This window comes from Calothrix sp. PCC 6303 (assembly GCF_000317435.1).
Taxonomy (GTDB): domain Bacteria; phylum Cyanobacteriota; class Cyanobacteriia; order Cyanobacteriales; family Nostocaceae; genus PCC-6303.
This window is the reverse complement of the sequence record NC_019751.1, coordinates 1,516,689-1,530,112: the sequence shown is the minus strand read 5'-3', so window position 1 is coordinate 1,530,112 and position 13,424 is coordinate 1,516,689. Positions and strand designations below refer to the sequence as shown.

Genomic DNA, 13,424 nt, shown 5'->3' with positions numbered 1-13,424 from the left:
TACTTCTGGCTTCATGTACTAGCTTGATTCCGAATCTCTCCGTAGACTAATTTCATCAGTATTATATTCAAGTTAGCTTTAAGTAAATATCGATGTAGCCCATAAGTAAGGTCATTAATTTTAGGTAAGCCACATGAGTCAAGATAAATTGCATTCTAACCAACAGTATCCTCCGTTTGATGACAAAAACTCAGAAACGCCAGATGTAGGTGGTGGCTTACCTGTGATTAAATACTGGGCAGAGCATACACTTTCACCCGAAGGAGCAAAACTTTGGAAAACTCTACTTCATCATAGTGCTTGTTTATCTTGCTCTTGGGGTACCGGAGGACAAAAAGGTGGCTTTACCAACGAAGAAGGTGAAAAACTTCAGCGTTGTATGAAAAGTGTTGAGGCAATTTCGGCAGAAATTAAACCAGGTATCAAATCTCAAGTTTTTGAGCAACGCACCATTGAAGAATTGCAAAAACTCACCTCACTGGAAGCAGATAGGTTAGGAAGGTTGAGTTTTCCGATGATTTTACGAGCAGGTAAATCCCACTATGAGCGGATTTCTTGGTCAGAAATTTATGAGATAGTGACAGAGGGTTTTCGTAAAACCCCGGAAAGAGTAGCTTCTTACAGTTCTGGCAGATCTTCCAATGAAGCAGCATTCCTACTTCAACTGATAATGCGATCGCTTGGCTCAAATAATCTAGCTGATTGCTCAGATTTATGCCATAGTCCCTCAACTTACGGACTTGAGCAGATGTTTGCGACAAAAACATCGGTTGTAAGTTTAGAAAGCTTGAAAAAATCAGATTGCGTAGTGTTGGCAGGATCAAATTCTGCTTACAACCATCCTCGTTTAATGAATGAGTTGATCGAACTACGCCGCCACGGTGGCAAAATAATTGTGATTAATCCGATGATGGAAATCGGCTTAGTTAAATTCGGTTCTCCTGCTTTCCCCGTCAAATCTCTAGTACCAGGTTCTGATATTGCTTCCCTATATCTCCAACCAATTCCTGGTAGTGATTCGGTACTATTTACTGGGATTCAAAAGGCATTAATCGAAACAGGACACATCAAAACAGAGTTTCTCCAAGCTCACACCGAAGGATGGGAACCAGTAGTTGAAAACGCTCGCTCAACCTCTTGGGAAACCATCGTTGAAATTTGTGGAGTATCGCAAAACGAAATTGAAGCGGCAGCAACTATAATAGCCGATGCCAAAGGGGTTGTTTTTGCCTGGGCAATGGGAATCACCCAACATGATAATGGTGTGGATAACGTTTTTAGTATTTGTAACACTGCGTTAATTAGCGGCAATATTGGGAGAGAGGGTGCAGGTTTAATGCCTGTCAGAGGACACTCAAACGTCCAGGGATTCGGCTCAATGGGTGTAACTACTCAAAAAATCAAAAAAGGACTTCAACAAGCCTTAGAAAAGCTTTTAGGTCGTTCTTTGAGTTCTGTAAAAGGCTATGATACTCGTTCCTTAATTGAAGCTGCCGACGATCACAAGGTAGACACCCTGATTTGTTTGGGTGGAAATTTGTACGCAGCTAACCCAGATTCAACCCAAGCAAAACGGGCTTTAGGTAAAATCGAAACTATCGTTTACCTCGCCACAAAACCCAATTTAGGACATTTTCACGGATTAGCCAAGCAGAATACAATTGTTATCCCCGTATTGAATCGGTTTGAAAACCCCCACAAAACAACCGTTGAATCGGGTAATAACTTTGTCCGTCTGAATGATGAAGGAAAAACCCATCTTCAAGATGCTGATTTGATTCCTGAAGTGAAATTTCTCACCGAGTTGGCTCATCGAATTCACGGAGAATACCCGGTAGATTGGCGCAGACTTCAAGACACCAAATTTATCCGGCAATTAATTGCAGAAACTGTTCCCGGATTCGAGAAAATGGCAACAATCGACGAAACTAAAGAAGAATTTACAATTAGCGATCGCATTCTCACTACACCTCACTTTCCCACTCCTTCCGGCAAAGCCAAGATGTTTGTGACACCATTGCCACAACTAACCCTCCCACACCAAAAAACCTTTGCTGGGGCTGAAAATCATCAAGGAATCGTTGTAGCTTTAATGACAGGGCGCAGCTATGCCCAGCACAATACTGTGGTTTATCAAATAGAAGATAAGTATCGAGGAATACCCCACCGTAACTGCATTTTAATGAATCGAATTGATTTAGAAAAAATTGGATTACAAGAACATCAACGGGTTACAGTTGAGGGCAATGCAGGTAAATTAGAAAATGTGGAAATTATATACGGGGCAGTGCGTCCAGGTGCTGCACTGATGTTTTACCCTGAAGTAAATGTAATTTTTAACCCAGCAGTAGATAAGCGATCTGGTACACCTGCTTTTAAAAGAGTACCTGTTTTTGTATATGCAGAAAATTCCCCTAAAAATTATTAATGGTTTTCCTAAATATGTCACTCAAGAGTCTGTTATTCTGTTATGAGTCGGGGAATTGAGATTATTTTGGCTTGATACCTAAGTACTGATTCTCGTACAAGTAATTCCTATTCCAAAACCAAGCCCAAAATAGAATTTTTTATGATTACCGTTGCTTTACCGAAAGGGGAATTACTCAAAAATACAATTCGCCTACTAAAAATTGCTGGATTAGATTTTAGTGCCTTTTTAGACTCAGGTACTCGTCAATTACAAATTCCTGATGCTAGTGGTAAGGCAAAGGGGCTTTTAGTCAGGGCACAAGACGTACCTGTATATGTAGAATATGGGCAGGCGCAATTGGGTATAGTTGGTTACGACGTGCTACGGGAGAAAAAACCTAATGTTGCACACTTGGTAGATTTACAATTTGGCTATTGTCGGCTTTCGGTGGCAGTTCCAGAATCTAGTTCCTATCGTTCACCTTTAGATTTACCAGCAAATGGAAGAGTAGCTTCAAAATATGTAAATTGTGCGCGGGAATATTTCCATAGCCTGGATTTACCTGTAGAAATTGTACCTTTATCAGGCTCGGTAGAGTTGGGTCCAATTACCGGAATGTCGGAGGCAATTGTTGATATTGTGTCCACAGGGCGGACTTTGAAGGAAAATGGATTAATTGAAATTGAAACCCTTTATGAAAGTACTGCCAGACTAATTGCTCACCCATTAAGCTACCGTTTGAATACAGGAAACTTGGGGGATGTTGTTGAGAAGTTGCGGGCAGAAATGTTATTAACTGCTAGTTGAGATCATATCCCGTGGGGGCAAACAGTTGTCTGCCCCAACTTCGCGATGGCTTTTAGACTGTTGCTTTTTCCAAAATTAGTTTTGAACGCTTCAAACTTTCAGGTAAAGGAACTGGGTAAGATCCTGTAAAGCAAGCAGAACAGAAACTGTTTGTATTTTCTTTAGTTTCTTCTAGCATTCCTTCCCAACTGAGGTAAGCGAGGGAATCGACTTCTAGTTGCTGGGCTATTTCGGGTATGCTTTTTGTGGCTGCAATTAATTGATCCTGTGTGTCGGTGTCAATTCCATAATAACAGGGGTGGGTGACTGGGGGAGAGGAAATCCGCATATGCACTTCTATTGCACCTGCGTCGCGGATAGCTCTAACTAGTTTACGGCTGGTGGTTCCTCGCACGATAGAATCATCGATGATGATGACGCGTTTTCCTTTGAGGACATCTTTAAGGGGATTGAGTTTCATTTTGATTCCCGACTCCCGCATTGCTTGGGTTGGTTGGATAAATGTTCGTCCAACGTAACGGTTTTTAATTAATCCTTCGGCATAGGTAATACCAGAAGCTTGGGAAAAACCTATGGCTGCTGGGATTCCCGAATCTGGTACACCAAAGACTATATCTGCATCTACAAGAGATTCTTCGGCAAGTCGTCGTCCTAAGCGCATTCGATAGCTATATAGTGTTTCATCATGCATGATGCTATCTGGACGGGCAAAGTAAATCATCTCAAAGATGCATAATTTACGTTCAAGTTGATTGCTCCAATGATGTGATGTTAAACCAGATTCTGTAATCCAAACTAGTTCTCCTGGTTTGACATCGCGCAGATAGTCGGCACCGATGATATCTAAGCCGCAGGTTTCAGATGCGAGGACGTAGCGCACCGGATTTTCGCCGATGGTGCCAATTACTAGGGGACGAATGCCGTTGGGATCGCGCACTCCCATGATTCCGGTGGGAGTAGCGATCGCTAAACTGAATGCACCCTTGCAACGGTGTAAGGCTTTGATTGTTCCTTCTAGCCAGTCTAAACCGTTGTTGACTTCTTCTGCGATCGCATGAACGATCATTTCTGAGTCTGTCGTTGTCATTAACTGACAATCCTGTTCAACTAGTTCTTCTCGCAAATCTATTGTATTGACTAAATTGCCGTTATGTGCTAATGCTACATAACCTAATCTAGTTTTTAAGACAGCGGGTTGAGCATTGGCTTTTTTGCTGGAACCAGTGGTGGAATAGCGGTTATGACCGATAGCGATGAAACCGGGTAATTCCTTGAGATTAGTTTCATTAAACACTTGGGATACTAAGCCCATATCTTTGCGGATATGCAGCTTTTCGCCTTCAAAGGTAGCTATCCCAGCCGATTCTTGTCCCCGATGTTGAAGTGCAAATAAGCCAAAGTATGTTAGTTTGGCAACATCTTCTCCTGGTGCAAAGATACCAAAAACGCCGCAAGCTTCTTCTGGCTTATCTGGTGCGTTATCTTGATTTTCTGAATTTTCAATAGATTGAAGATTCAAGTTAGAGGTGACGGGATGGTCGGGAATCATGCTGGCAAATGCTCCTGATGAAAGCGTCAAGTAAGGGATACGTGAAAAGCGTGGCTATAACAGCGGAGTAGATAATCGAAGTTCTCTTAACAAATCTTTAATCATCTATTAAGACATTACCGCAATTTTCGCTCATCGCGTTTAAAGTTGTCGTGATCAAATTTGGGACTCTTCTAACCTAACCGTCGTTCGATTGCATTGAGAAAGCGATCGCATATTACTTTCAACTCTACTTCTACCAAGCTTTGACTGTCTGTAGTGAAAACTTGCAACCCTTGATCTTGACTTTCCACTGTACCCAATTGTTGCCATTGATTACCTAAATTTTCCCCCAAATAAGATTCCCAAGCTTGTTGATGCACAAGAGGTACTGAAACCAAAATTCTCGCACCACCTTCACCAAATAAAACCTCATCCCAGCGCAACCCAGAAATATCACCAGGTAAATTTAGCTGAATTTTTGCCCCTAGGTTTCCCGAAATACAAGATTCTGCCACAGCGACAATCAACCCACCTTCAGCAGAATCATGTGCTGCATTTACCCAACCTTGATGAATTCCTTCCCTACAAGCTTTTTGTACAGTACGTTCTAATTCAAAGTTGACACGGGGTGGTTTCCCGGCAACAGTGTTGTGGATTGTGGCTAAATATTCGGAAGCACCTAATTCGACTTTAGATTCTACAGGGGTTCCCAATAGGTAAATAATATCACCTGCGTTTTTCCAACCTTGACCACACACTTTACTCAAATCAGCTATATAACCAACCATCCCAATTACAGGCGTGGGATAAATAGGTTGTGGATTTCCCTGAGAGTCGAGAGTTTCATTATACAAAGAAACATTTCCCCCTGTTACAGGTGTTTCCAACTCCCCACATGCTTCTGCCAAACCGCGACAAGCTTCGTGTAACTGCCAGTAACCAATCGGTTTTTCTGGGCTACCAAAATTCAAATTATCTGTCACGGCAATTGGTTCTGCCCCTACGCAGGAGAGGTTTCTTGCAGCTTCTGCCACAACTGCCTTAGCACCTTCATAAGGATCTAAATAAACATAACGGGGGTTACAATCTACCGTTGCCGCCACCCCTGTAAAAGTATTGGATATTACCGCTCCCTCTTTTTGTTCTAGGGGACGTAAACGAATCACAGCCGCATCTGCACCACCTGGTAACATCACCGTATTATTTTGAACTTGGTGGTCATATTGGCGATAAATCCAGCGTTTAGAAGCAATGGTGGGGGTATCTAGCAAAGTTAATAAAACATCATTCCAACTGTGCTGTTTACCTTGAACTTCAATTCCTGCCACCGTGCAAACTGGTAAACTATCTGCTGACCATTCCCAAGCTGTACGGGCATATTCGGGAGGTTCTGCCATTAATTCTCGGTGATAAATTGGGGTATTATCAGCCAAAGCGGTAGAGGGAATCTCCGCTGCCACTTTTCCTTCAAAGAGAATTTTGACGATGGGATTTTCGATTACAGTTCCCGCCACAACAGCCTGTAAACCCCAACGATGGAAAATATCAATTAATTCCTGTTCCCGTCCTTTGTGTGCCACAAACAGCATCCTTTCTTGGGATTCTGAAAGTAAGTATTCGTAGGGAACCATCCCCAGTTCTCGCACGGGGATTTTATCCAAATCAAACTCAATTCCTACACCACCCTTAGCTGCCATCTCCGCCGTGGAACAGGTGATTCCTGCCGCGCCCATATCTTGGGCTGCCACAACTGCACCAGTTTTAAAGGCTTCTAAGCAAGCTTCGATTAGGGATTTTTCTAAAAAAGGATCTCCAACCTGTACCGCAGGACGATTATCCAGGGAAGCATCACTTAATTCGGCACTGGCAAAACTTGCCCCACCCATCCCATCGCGTCCAGTGGTGGAACCAACATACAACACGGGGTTGCCCAGTCCAGCAGCACCAGATTTGACAATTTCGGGTGTTTCCATCAACCCCAATGCCATGACATTTACCAAGGGATTGCCAGAATATGCCGGATCAAAATAAACTTCACCACCAACAGTAGGAACTCCCACACTATTCCCGTAATGGGAAATACCTGCTACAACTCCTTGGAATAATCTGCGGGTTTTGGCATCCTCCAACGAACCAAATCGCAGGGAATTTAACACCGCAATGGGACGCGCACCCATAGTAAAGATATCCCTGAGTATCCCCCCAACACCAGTTGCTGCACCTTGAAATGGTTCAACAGCGGAGGGGTGGTTATGGGATTCAATTTTAAAAGCCAGTTGTAACCCATTACCCAAGTCTACAACCCCAGCATTCTCACCGGGACCGACTAAAACCCGTTTACCAGTGGTGGGAAACTGCTTTAATAAAGGTCGGGAATTTTTATAACAGCAATGTTCCGACCACATTACACCAAACATACCTAACTCAGCCTTATTCGGATGTCTTCCTAAGCGGGCGACAATATCTTGGTATTCTTCGGGCTTAATACCTTGGCTGGCGATTTCTGCCGGAGAAAAAGGAACTGCGGATGAGGCGGTCATGGGATTAATACACCAGAGGGACAGAAAAATATTGTATCTACTTCTGGCACCATCTTGTTACAGTATTTGACATCCTCACTGCCCTATAAGTGCGGTGATTTGAGGTTCCCACATTAGACATCTCCAGAAATTAATTATCCGTTACTCAGAACCCTTGTAGAGACGTAGCATTGCTACGTCTCTACGTCTTTTTCGGAGATGTCTATTATTCGTGTTCCACCCTGATTACACTGAGACATCGGGCTTCTGCTGTCTCAACTAAAAGCTACTCAGTTCACAATTGATGATGTTAGAATTGAGCTAAAATATACCTTTGTATGAAAATAGCGATCGCGCAAATTAATCCCACCATTGGCGATTTACCTGGGAATGCCGCACAAATCCTGGCATCTGCAAAATTAGCTGTAAAATTAGGCACTCGTCTATTACTGACTCCAGAACTATCTTTGTGCGGCTATCCACCCCGCGATTTACTTCTAAACCCCAGTTTTATCGGGGCTATGGGCGCAACTCTCCAGCAATTAGCCCTGGATTTACCACCTAATTTAGCTGTATTAATTGGCACCCCAGAAGTTAACGCTAATGCCCATGTAGATGGAGGCAAAGGCTTATTCAACAGCATGGCTTTATTGGAAAACGGTAAAATTCAGCAAATCTTCCACAAACGTCTTTTACCAACCTATGATGTTTTCGACGAAAACCGCTACTTTGAACCAGGTTTAGAAGCAAACCATTTCACTCTCGATCATATCAAAATTGGTGTCACCATTTGTGAAGACCTGTGGAATGATGAAGAGTTCTGGGGTAAACGCAGCTACGCCATTAACCCTATCGCAGATTTAGCCCATCTCAATGTAGACTTCATTGTCAATTTGTCAGCTTCCCCCTACAGCCTCAACAAACAAAAATCCCGCGAGGCAATGCTGGAACACACCGCAATTAGATTCAACCAGCCAATTATCTACACAAACCAAGTTGGTAGTAACGATGATTTAATTTTTGATGGCAATAGTTTCGCCGTCAACCGTCAAGGTAATATCATTTCCCGTGCTAATGGTTTTGAAACTGATTTAACTTACATCGAATTTGACCCCAATAAAAGGGATTTGCTACCATCTACCATTGTTGCTGCACCTAGCAGCGAAGATGAAGAAATCTGGCAAGCATTGGTTTTAGGAGTTCGTGACTATGCCCAAAAATGCCGATTTTCCAAAGCAGTCCTCGGTTTAAGCGGTGGTATCGATTCTGCCCTCGTAGCTACCATCGCCGCTGCTGCCCTGGGGAAAGAAAATGTCCTTGGTATTTTGATGCCATCTCCCTACAGTTCTGACCATTCTATCAAAGACGCGATCGCGCTAGCAGAAAACCTGGGTATCAAAACCGAAACTATTCCTATCGGCAATTTAATGCAAAGCTTTGATGCATCCCTAGAAAGTATGTTTGCTGGGACAGAATTCGGACTTGCTGAAGAAAACATTCAATCTCGGATTCGGGGCAACCTCCTCATGGCAGTCGCTAACAAATTCGGACATTTACTACTTTCCACAGGTAACAAATCAGAAATGGCAGTGGGTTACTGCACCCTCTACGGTGATATGAATGGCGGATTGGCAGTAATTGCAGATGTGCCTAAAACTCGCGTTTTCTCTCTCTGTAACTGGTTAAACCGTAACGGCGAAACCATCCCCGCAAATGTCATTACCAAACCCCCCAGCGCCGAACTCAAACCAGGACAAATGGATCAAGACTCACTACCACCATACGATGTGTTAGATGATATTCTCCAAAGAATAATTCAACAGCACCAGTCAACCAGCCAAATTATCGCCGCTGGACATGATGCTGCTACAGTTAATCGAGTTGTCCAAATGGTTACTCGTGCCGAATTCAAAAGACGACAAGCACCCCCCGGATTAAAAATTACCGATAGGGCTTTTGGAACAGGTTGGCGGATGCCAATTGCCAGTCAAGTTAAAAAATAAGTAATGAGTAATGAGTAAGTAGAACGGTGCAAATAAACCGTAGACGCGGTAGGCACGGAGTGACTTCTGTAAGTGCGGCTTCTCGCAGAGTACTATGTAACGAAAAGTAAACTGATTTGAAAACCTCTTTCCTCCTGCCCTCTGCCTCCTGCCTTCCGATAACGACAATTTTTAACACCCACCTACTTAATGAGTAATAAGTGTTTTTTGTAACAGAAATTTAGACAAGGCGCATTTACGGGGGAAGTTTTCACGCGCATTGCTGCCGCCGTTGATTGTTGGGGAATTAAACCCCCAAACTTTGTTAAACTAGTAACTGTTAACTAATGGTACAATAGTACTCTTATAGTTGGAAAAATTCTGAATTGATACATGATCACATTAAATAAGAATAAGCTAGTAAAACCATTTTTAAAATGGGCAGGAGGGAAAAGACAATTAGTTCCGGTAATTCTCGAAAAACACTTTCCCAAAAGTTACCCACGAGGGAGAACTTACTACGAACCATTTATTGGGGGTGGTGCTTTATTGTTTGCTTTACAACCCCAAAAAGCAGTAATTAGTGATACTAACGCTGAACTGATTAATTGCTATCAAGTAATTAAGAATGCTGTTGAAGAACTGATTATTGATTTAGAAACTCACCAAAATAATGAAGAGTATTACTACGCAATTCGAGATTGGGATCGACAAGATAGTTTTACTAGTAAAACACATGTACAACGAGCATCAAGAATAATTTTTTTGAACAAAACCTGTTTTAATGGGTTATTTAGGGTTAACTCTCAAGGACAATTTAATGTACCTTTTGGGAGATATAAAACCCCAAATATTGTAGATAAAGCTGTTTTAAGAGCGGTAAGTAAGTATTTAAATGACAATGAAATTCATATAGTCAACTCAGACTTTCAACATATTCTGGAAAGCGTTAAACCAATAGATTTTATTTATTTCGATCCTCCTTATGATCCGGTATCAGAGACAGCCTCGTTTACAGGATATGACGTTAATGGATTTAATAAGGATGAACAAATTAGATTAAAAAATACAGTTGATCAATTGGATAAGAAAGGCTGCAAATTTTTATTGAGCAATGCTTACACTCCATTTATTATTGATTTGTATAGAGATTATTATCTGTCGAAAATATCAGCTAATAGAGCCATTAATTCCCAGGGAGATAAAAGAGGGAAAGTAGATGAAATATTAGTCAAAAACTATGAGTAAAGGCAAAAATAATATTGCTTGGGAAAAATTATTTGATAAATATGCGATTCTCGAAAAGATATCAGAGTTTGGATATTTTGAAATAGAGTCTGCCAGTATCAATGAATTTCGGGAAAGTCGCTTAATGGCAAAGTTTGATCACTATGCCAGTTTGCCTGATATTTTTAAAAACTATAATCTTTCTATATTATCTATTTCTCGAAGTAAATATATTATCGGTAGATTCGATGCTTATTCAAAGGTTGCTTATAATCATGATTTACAAGTAACTACAGTAGAACTTCCAGCAACAATAGAAACCATAGATGACACAAACTTCTATTCTGAAAGTTCTGCATTGAGTTGCGCCTTTAATACAGGGATGATACATGATTTAGTTAATGATGGCAAGATGTATCATACAGTTTATGGAAGAATGTCTACGGGAGAATTTGAATTTTCCATCAATAGTGTGTTAGATGAACTACCATCCAATATCAAAGTGAATAAAGCTCAATGTGAAATAGATGCAGGATTTGAAAGCGAAAATTATTTTCTAATTTTGGAAGCTAAATTATATGATGTCGATGATTTTATCATTCGACAATTATATTATCCCTATAGACTTTGGTCTAACAAAATTCCTGACAAAAAAATAATTCCTGTTTTAATGACTTATTCAACATCTAGGAACACATTTAGTTTTTTTATTTATAAATTTGATGATTTATCTAACTATAATTCAATTCAACTAGTGGAGCAGCGAAACTATGTCATTGCGCCAGAAATAATTACTCATGAAGATGTAGATAAAATCTTTAAATCAATCGAAATAGTTTCGGAATCAGATATTCCGTTTCCTCAAGCAAACAATTTTGAGAGAGTTATAGATGTACTCACACTTTTAGTTGACAAAGAATTGACAAAAGACGAGATTACCGCCGAATACAGGTTTGATGAGAGGCAAACTGAATACTACACTGATGCAGCTAGATATCTGAAATTGATTGATAAATATATAAATCCGGCTACTGGCAAGTTAACATTTTATTTAACAGATGAAGGAAAGCATTTATTAAATGGAAAGTACAAAAAGAAAATTATATCTTTAATTAAAAAAATTCTTCAGCATGAGGCTTTTTACAAAACCTTTAAGCTAACCCTTGAAAATGGTTTGAACCCGGATATTCATACAATATCTGAAATTATCAAATCATCTAGTTTAAGCAAAAACTATGCAGATGCCACTATCAAAAGACGTTCAAGTACAGTACGTGGATGGATTGATTGGATTTTGAGTATTATTTCATAGAAATAGTCAACTGTACGTGATTTAGATTTGACTTTTCATTGCCAAAAGCGCCGAACCGTATGCAGCTTCAGTATTTCTAGAAGTTTCAACAGGAACTTGCAAATATTGCTGACGAATTGCTAACCAAGTCAGATTATTTGCCCCACCCCCAGCAGTGTAAACATGATTTAGTTTATCTGCCCCTAATTTTTGGAGTAACTCATAACCCTGCGCTTCAATTTTGGCAATACCCGTTAATAAACCGTGGAGAAACTCCACATGACTTTGGGGACGAGGTTCCAGACGTGGTGACAACTGGGGATCATTGATGGGGAAGCGCTCACCTGGCTTCAGTAAGGGATAATAATCAAGTTTACTAGGTTGTTTAAGGTTAATTTCTTGGCTGAGATGATTTAATTCTGTATTACTAAAAAAATGCTTCAGGACTGCACCACCTGTGTTAGAGGCACCGCCAACCAGCCAAAAGGGTGTTTCCACCTTTTCAGAGTTAAAAGATGGGAAACGGTGACTGTAGATGCCATAGCGTGCATCCTCAATGCGGGTATGACTTAATAACTTAACTGCGAGGGTTGAACCTAAGGAAGTAACAGCTTCACCCACATATTTCGCTCCACTAGCCAAAAATGCGGCGATACTATCGGTGGTACCCGCACAAACAAGACAATCTGGAGATAATTCAAAATCTTGAACAATCTGCGGAGTAATTTGCGCGATCGCACTCCCAGGTGCGACTATATGGGGCAAGGAAATCGGTAAATTTAGCTCAGTTAACCATTGGGGATATTCCAAATTCTCAACGTCATAGCCCAGTTTCAACGCATTATGGTAATCGCTAACACCTAACCTGCCATGCAACAAGAAACCTAACCAATCGGCTTGATGTAGGAAATATCTGGCTTTGGCAAAAGATGGTGACTGCGACATCCACAGCAATTTAACCAAACTTGATGTTGCATTTAATACAGTATGTTGTGGTGGAACTAGATCTCGAAGTTGCTCAATCACTGCTGCACCCCTCGCATCGTTGTACAGCATCGGTGGTGCCACAGGTTCCCCAAACTCATTACATAGCACGACAGTAGAGGATGTACCATTGAGTGCGATCGCTTGAATCCTTGACTTCAATTTTTTAGGGATTTGTGCCAAAAGTGCAAACAACCCTGTTTTCCAAGAATCAGCCAAATTAACCCCGGCAAACTCTGTAAACCCAAATCTTCCCTCAAATTGAATATTGCCCTGTGCATCAACTACCGCACTTCTGGCACCAGATGTCCCAAAATCGATCCCTAGATACAAATGACAAGCAGTAGAGACAGAAAAAAGCTCCCCCTGCCTCCCCTGCTTTTTCTCCCCCTCCCAAAACCCCATTTTTCACCTCCAATTGTTGAAAGTTGTAACAACCTATTTCCGAATCCGCCTAAAAAGGTGAAAAGTAGTAGACGAACCACTTTAAATCAATTGGTAATAGGAGATTCTTGACTATGCCATTATCTGACACTCAAGTTTACATTGCTTTAGCTGTTGCTCTAATCCCTGGCATCCTTGCTTGGCGTTTATCAACAGAACTTTACAAAAACTAAACAAGAACCTCTCTAGAGGCTCAAAACCTAGCAGTTAACAGCTATTTTCCGATATA

At 41.2% G+C, this 13,424-nt stretch carries 9 protein-coding genes; 6 read left to right on the top strand and 3 right to left on the bottom strand.

Annotated features, from left to right (window positions below):
* Positions 1-133 precede the first annotated feature (133 nt).
* Together CAL6303_RS06315 and hisG are read left to right on the top strand one after the other, a co-directional pair.
* The gene (locus CAL6303_RS06315) at positions 134-2,428 is read left to right on the top strand and encodes an FdhF/YdeP family oxidoreductase (RefSeq protein WP_015197019.1); all 2,295 of its coding nucleotides are present in this window, start codon (positions 134-136) and stop codon (positions 2,426-2,428) included.
* Between the two features lie 141 nt (positions 2,429-2,569).
* A complete protein-coding gene (gene hisG, locus CAL6303_RS06310) occupies positions 2,570-3,217 on the top strand; it encodes an ATP phosphoribosyltransferase (RefSeq protein ID WP_015197018.1) in 648 nt (215 codons plus the stop codon).
* A gap of 52 nt (positions 3,218-3,269) precedes the next feature.
* Here hisG and purF read toward each other — a convergent pair whose 3' ends face one another.
* Together purF and purL are read right to left on the bottom strand one after the other, a co-directional pair.
* Complete coding sequence (gene purF, locus CAL6303_RS06305; RefSeq protein ID WP_015197017.1) at positions 3,270-4,766, bottom strand: amidophosphoribosyltransferase; 1,497 nt, start codon at positions 4,764-4,766, stop codon at positions 3,270-3,272.
* A gap of 173 nt (positions 4,767-4,939) precedes the next feature.
* On the bottom strand, positions 4,940-7,288 hold the full coding sequence (gene purL / locus CAL6303_RS06300; protein WP_015197016.1) for a phosphoribosylformylglycinamidine synthase subunit PurL: 2,349 nt from the start codon (positions 7,286-7,288) through the stop codon (positions 4,940-4,942).
* Positions 7,289-7,605: 317 nt separating this feature from the next.
* On the opposite strand from purL, the gene CAL6303_RS06295 reads away from it, so the two are divergent.
* From CAL6303_RS06295 to CAL6303_RS06285, 3 genes are all read left to right on the top strand, one after another.
* Positions 7,606-9,270, top strand: a complete 1,665-nt coding sequence (locus CAL6303_RS06295; protein WP_015197015.1) for an NAD+ synthase — start codon at positions 7,606-7,608, stop codon at positions 9,268-9,270.
* 372 nt (positions 9,271-9,642) lie between these two features.
* A complete protein-coding gene (locus CAL6303_RS06290; protein ID WP_015197014.1) occupies positions 9,643-10,497 on the top strand; it encodes a DNA adenine methylase in 855 nt (284 codons plus the stop codon).
* On the top strand, positions 10,490-11,788 hold the full coding sequence (locus CAL6303_RS06285; protein ID WP_015197013.1) for a type II restriction enzyme: 1,299 nt from the start codon (positions 10,490-10,492) through the stop codon (positions 11,786-11,788). The genes CAL6303_RS06290 and CAL6303_RS06285 overlap by 8 nt, the downstream gene beginning before the upstream one ends.
* A gap of 21 nt (positions 11,789-11,809) precedes the next feature.
* Here the strand turns inward: CAL6303_RS06285 and CAL6303_RS06280 are convergent, their stop codons facing one another.
* Positions 11,810-13,156 carry an FGGY-family carbohydrate kinase gene (locus tag CAL6303_RS06280; RefSeq protein WP_015197012.1) on the bottom strand — a complete coding sequence of 449 codons (1,347 nt, stop codon included), beginning with the start codon at positions 13,154-13,156 and terminating at the stop codon, positions 11,810-11,812.
* Between the two features lie 113 nt (positions 13,157-13,269).
* Between CAL6303_RS06280 and psaM the strand changes: the two genes are divergently transcribed.
* The gene (psaM, locus tag CAL6303_RS06275) at positions 13,270-13,368 is read left to right on the top strand and encodes a photosystem I reaction center subunit XII (protein ID WP_015197011.1); all 99 of its coding nucleotides are present in this window, start codon (positions 13,270-13,272) and stop codon (positions 13,366-13,368) included.
* Positions 13,369-13,424 lie beyond the last annotated feature (56 nt).

Coding starts and splice junctions, on each gene's coding strand:
- CAL6303_RS06315 (WP_015197019.1), top strand. CDS start 134: ATGAGTCAAGATAAATTGCATTCTAACCAACAGTATCCTCCGTTTGAT.
- hisG (WP_015197018.1), top strand. CDS start 2,570: ATGATTACCGTTGCTTTACCGAAAGGGGAATTACTCAAAAATACAATT.
- purF (WP_015197017.1), bottom strand. CDS start 4,766: ATGATTCCCGACCATCCCGTCACCTCTAACTTGAATCTTCAATCTATT.
- purL (WP_015197016.1), bottom strand. CDS start 7,288: ATGACCGCCTCATCCGCAGTTCCTTTTTCTCCGGCAGAAATCGCCAGC.
- CAL6303_RS06295 (WP_015197015.1), top strand. CDS start 7,606: ATGAAAATAGCGATCGCGCAAATTAATCCCACCATTGGCGATTTACCT.
- CAL6303_RS06290 (WP_015197014.1), top strand. CDS start 9,643: ATGATCACATTAAATAAGAATAAGCTAGTAAAACCATTTTTAAAATGG.
- CAL6303_RS06285 (WP_015197013.1), top strand. CDS start 10,490: ATGAGTAAAGGCAAAAATAATATTGCTTGGGAAAAATTATTTGATAAA.
- CAL6303_RS06280 (WP_015197012.1), bottom strand. CDS start 13,156: ATGGGGTTTTGGGAGGGGGAGAAAAAGCAGGGGAGGCAGGGGGAGCTT.
- psaM (WP_015197011.1), top strand. CDS start 13,270: ATGCCATTATCTGACACTCAAGTTTACATTGCTTTAGCTGTTGCTCTA.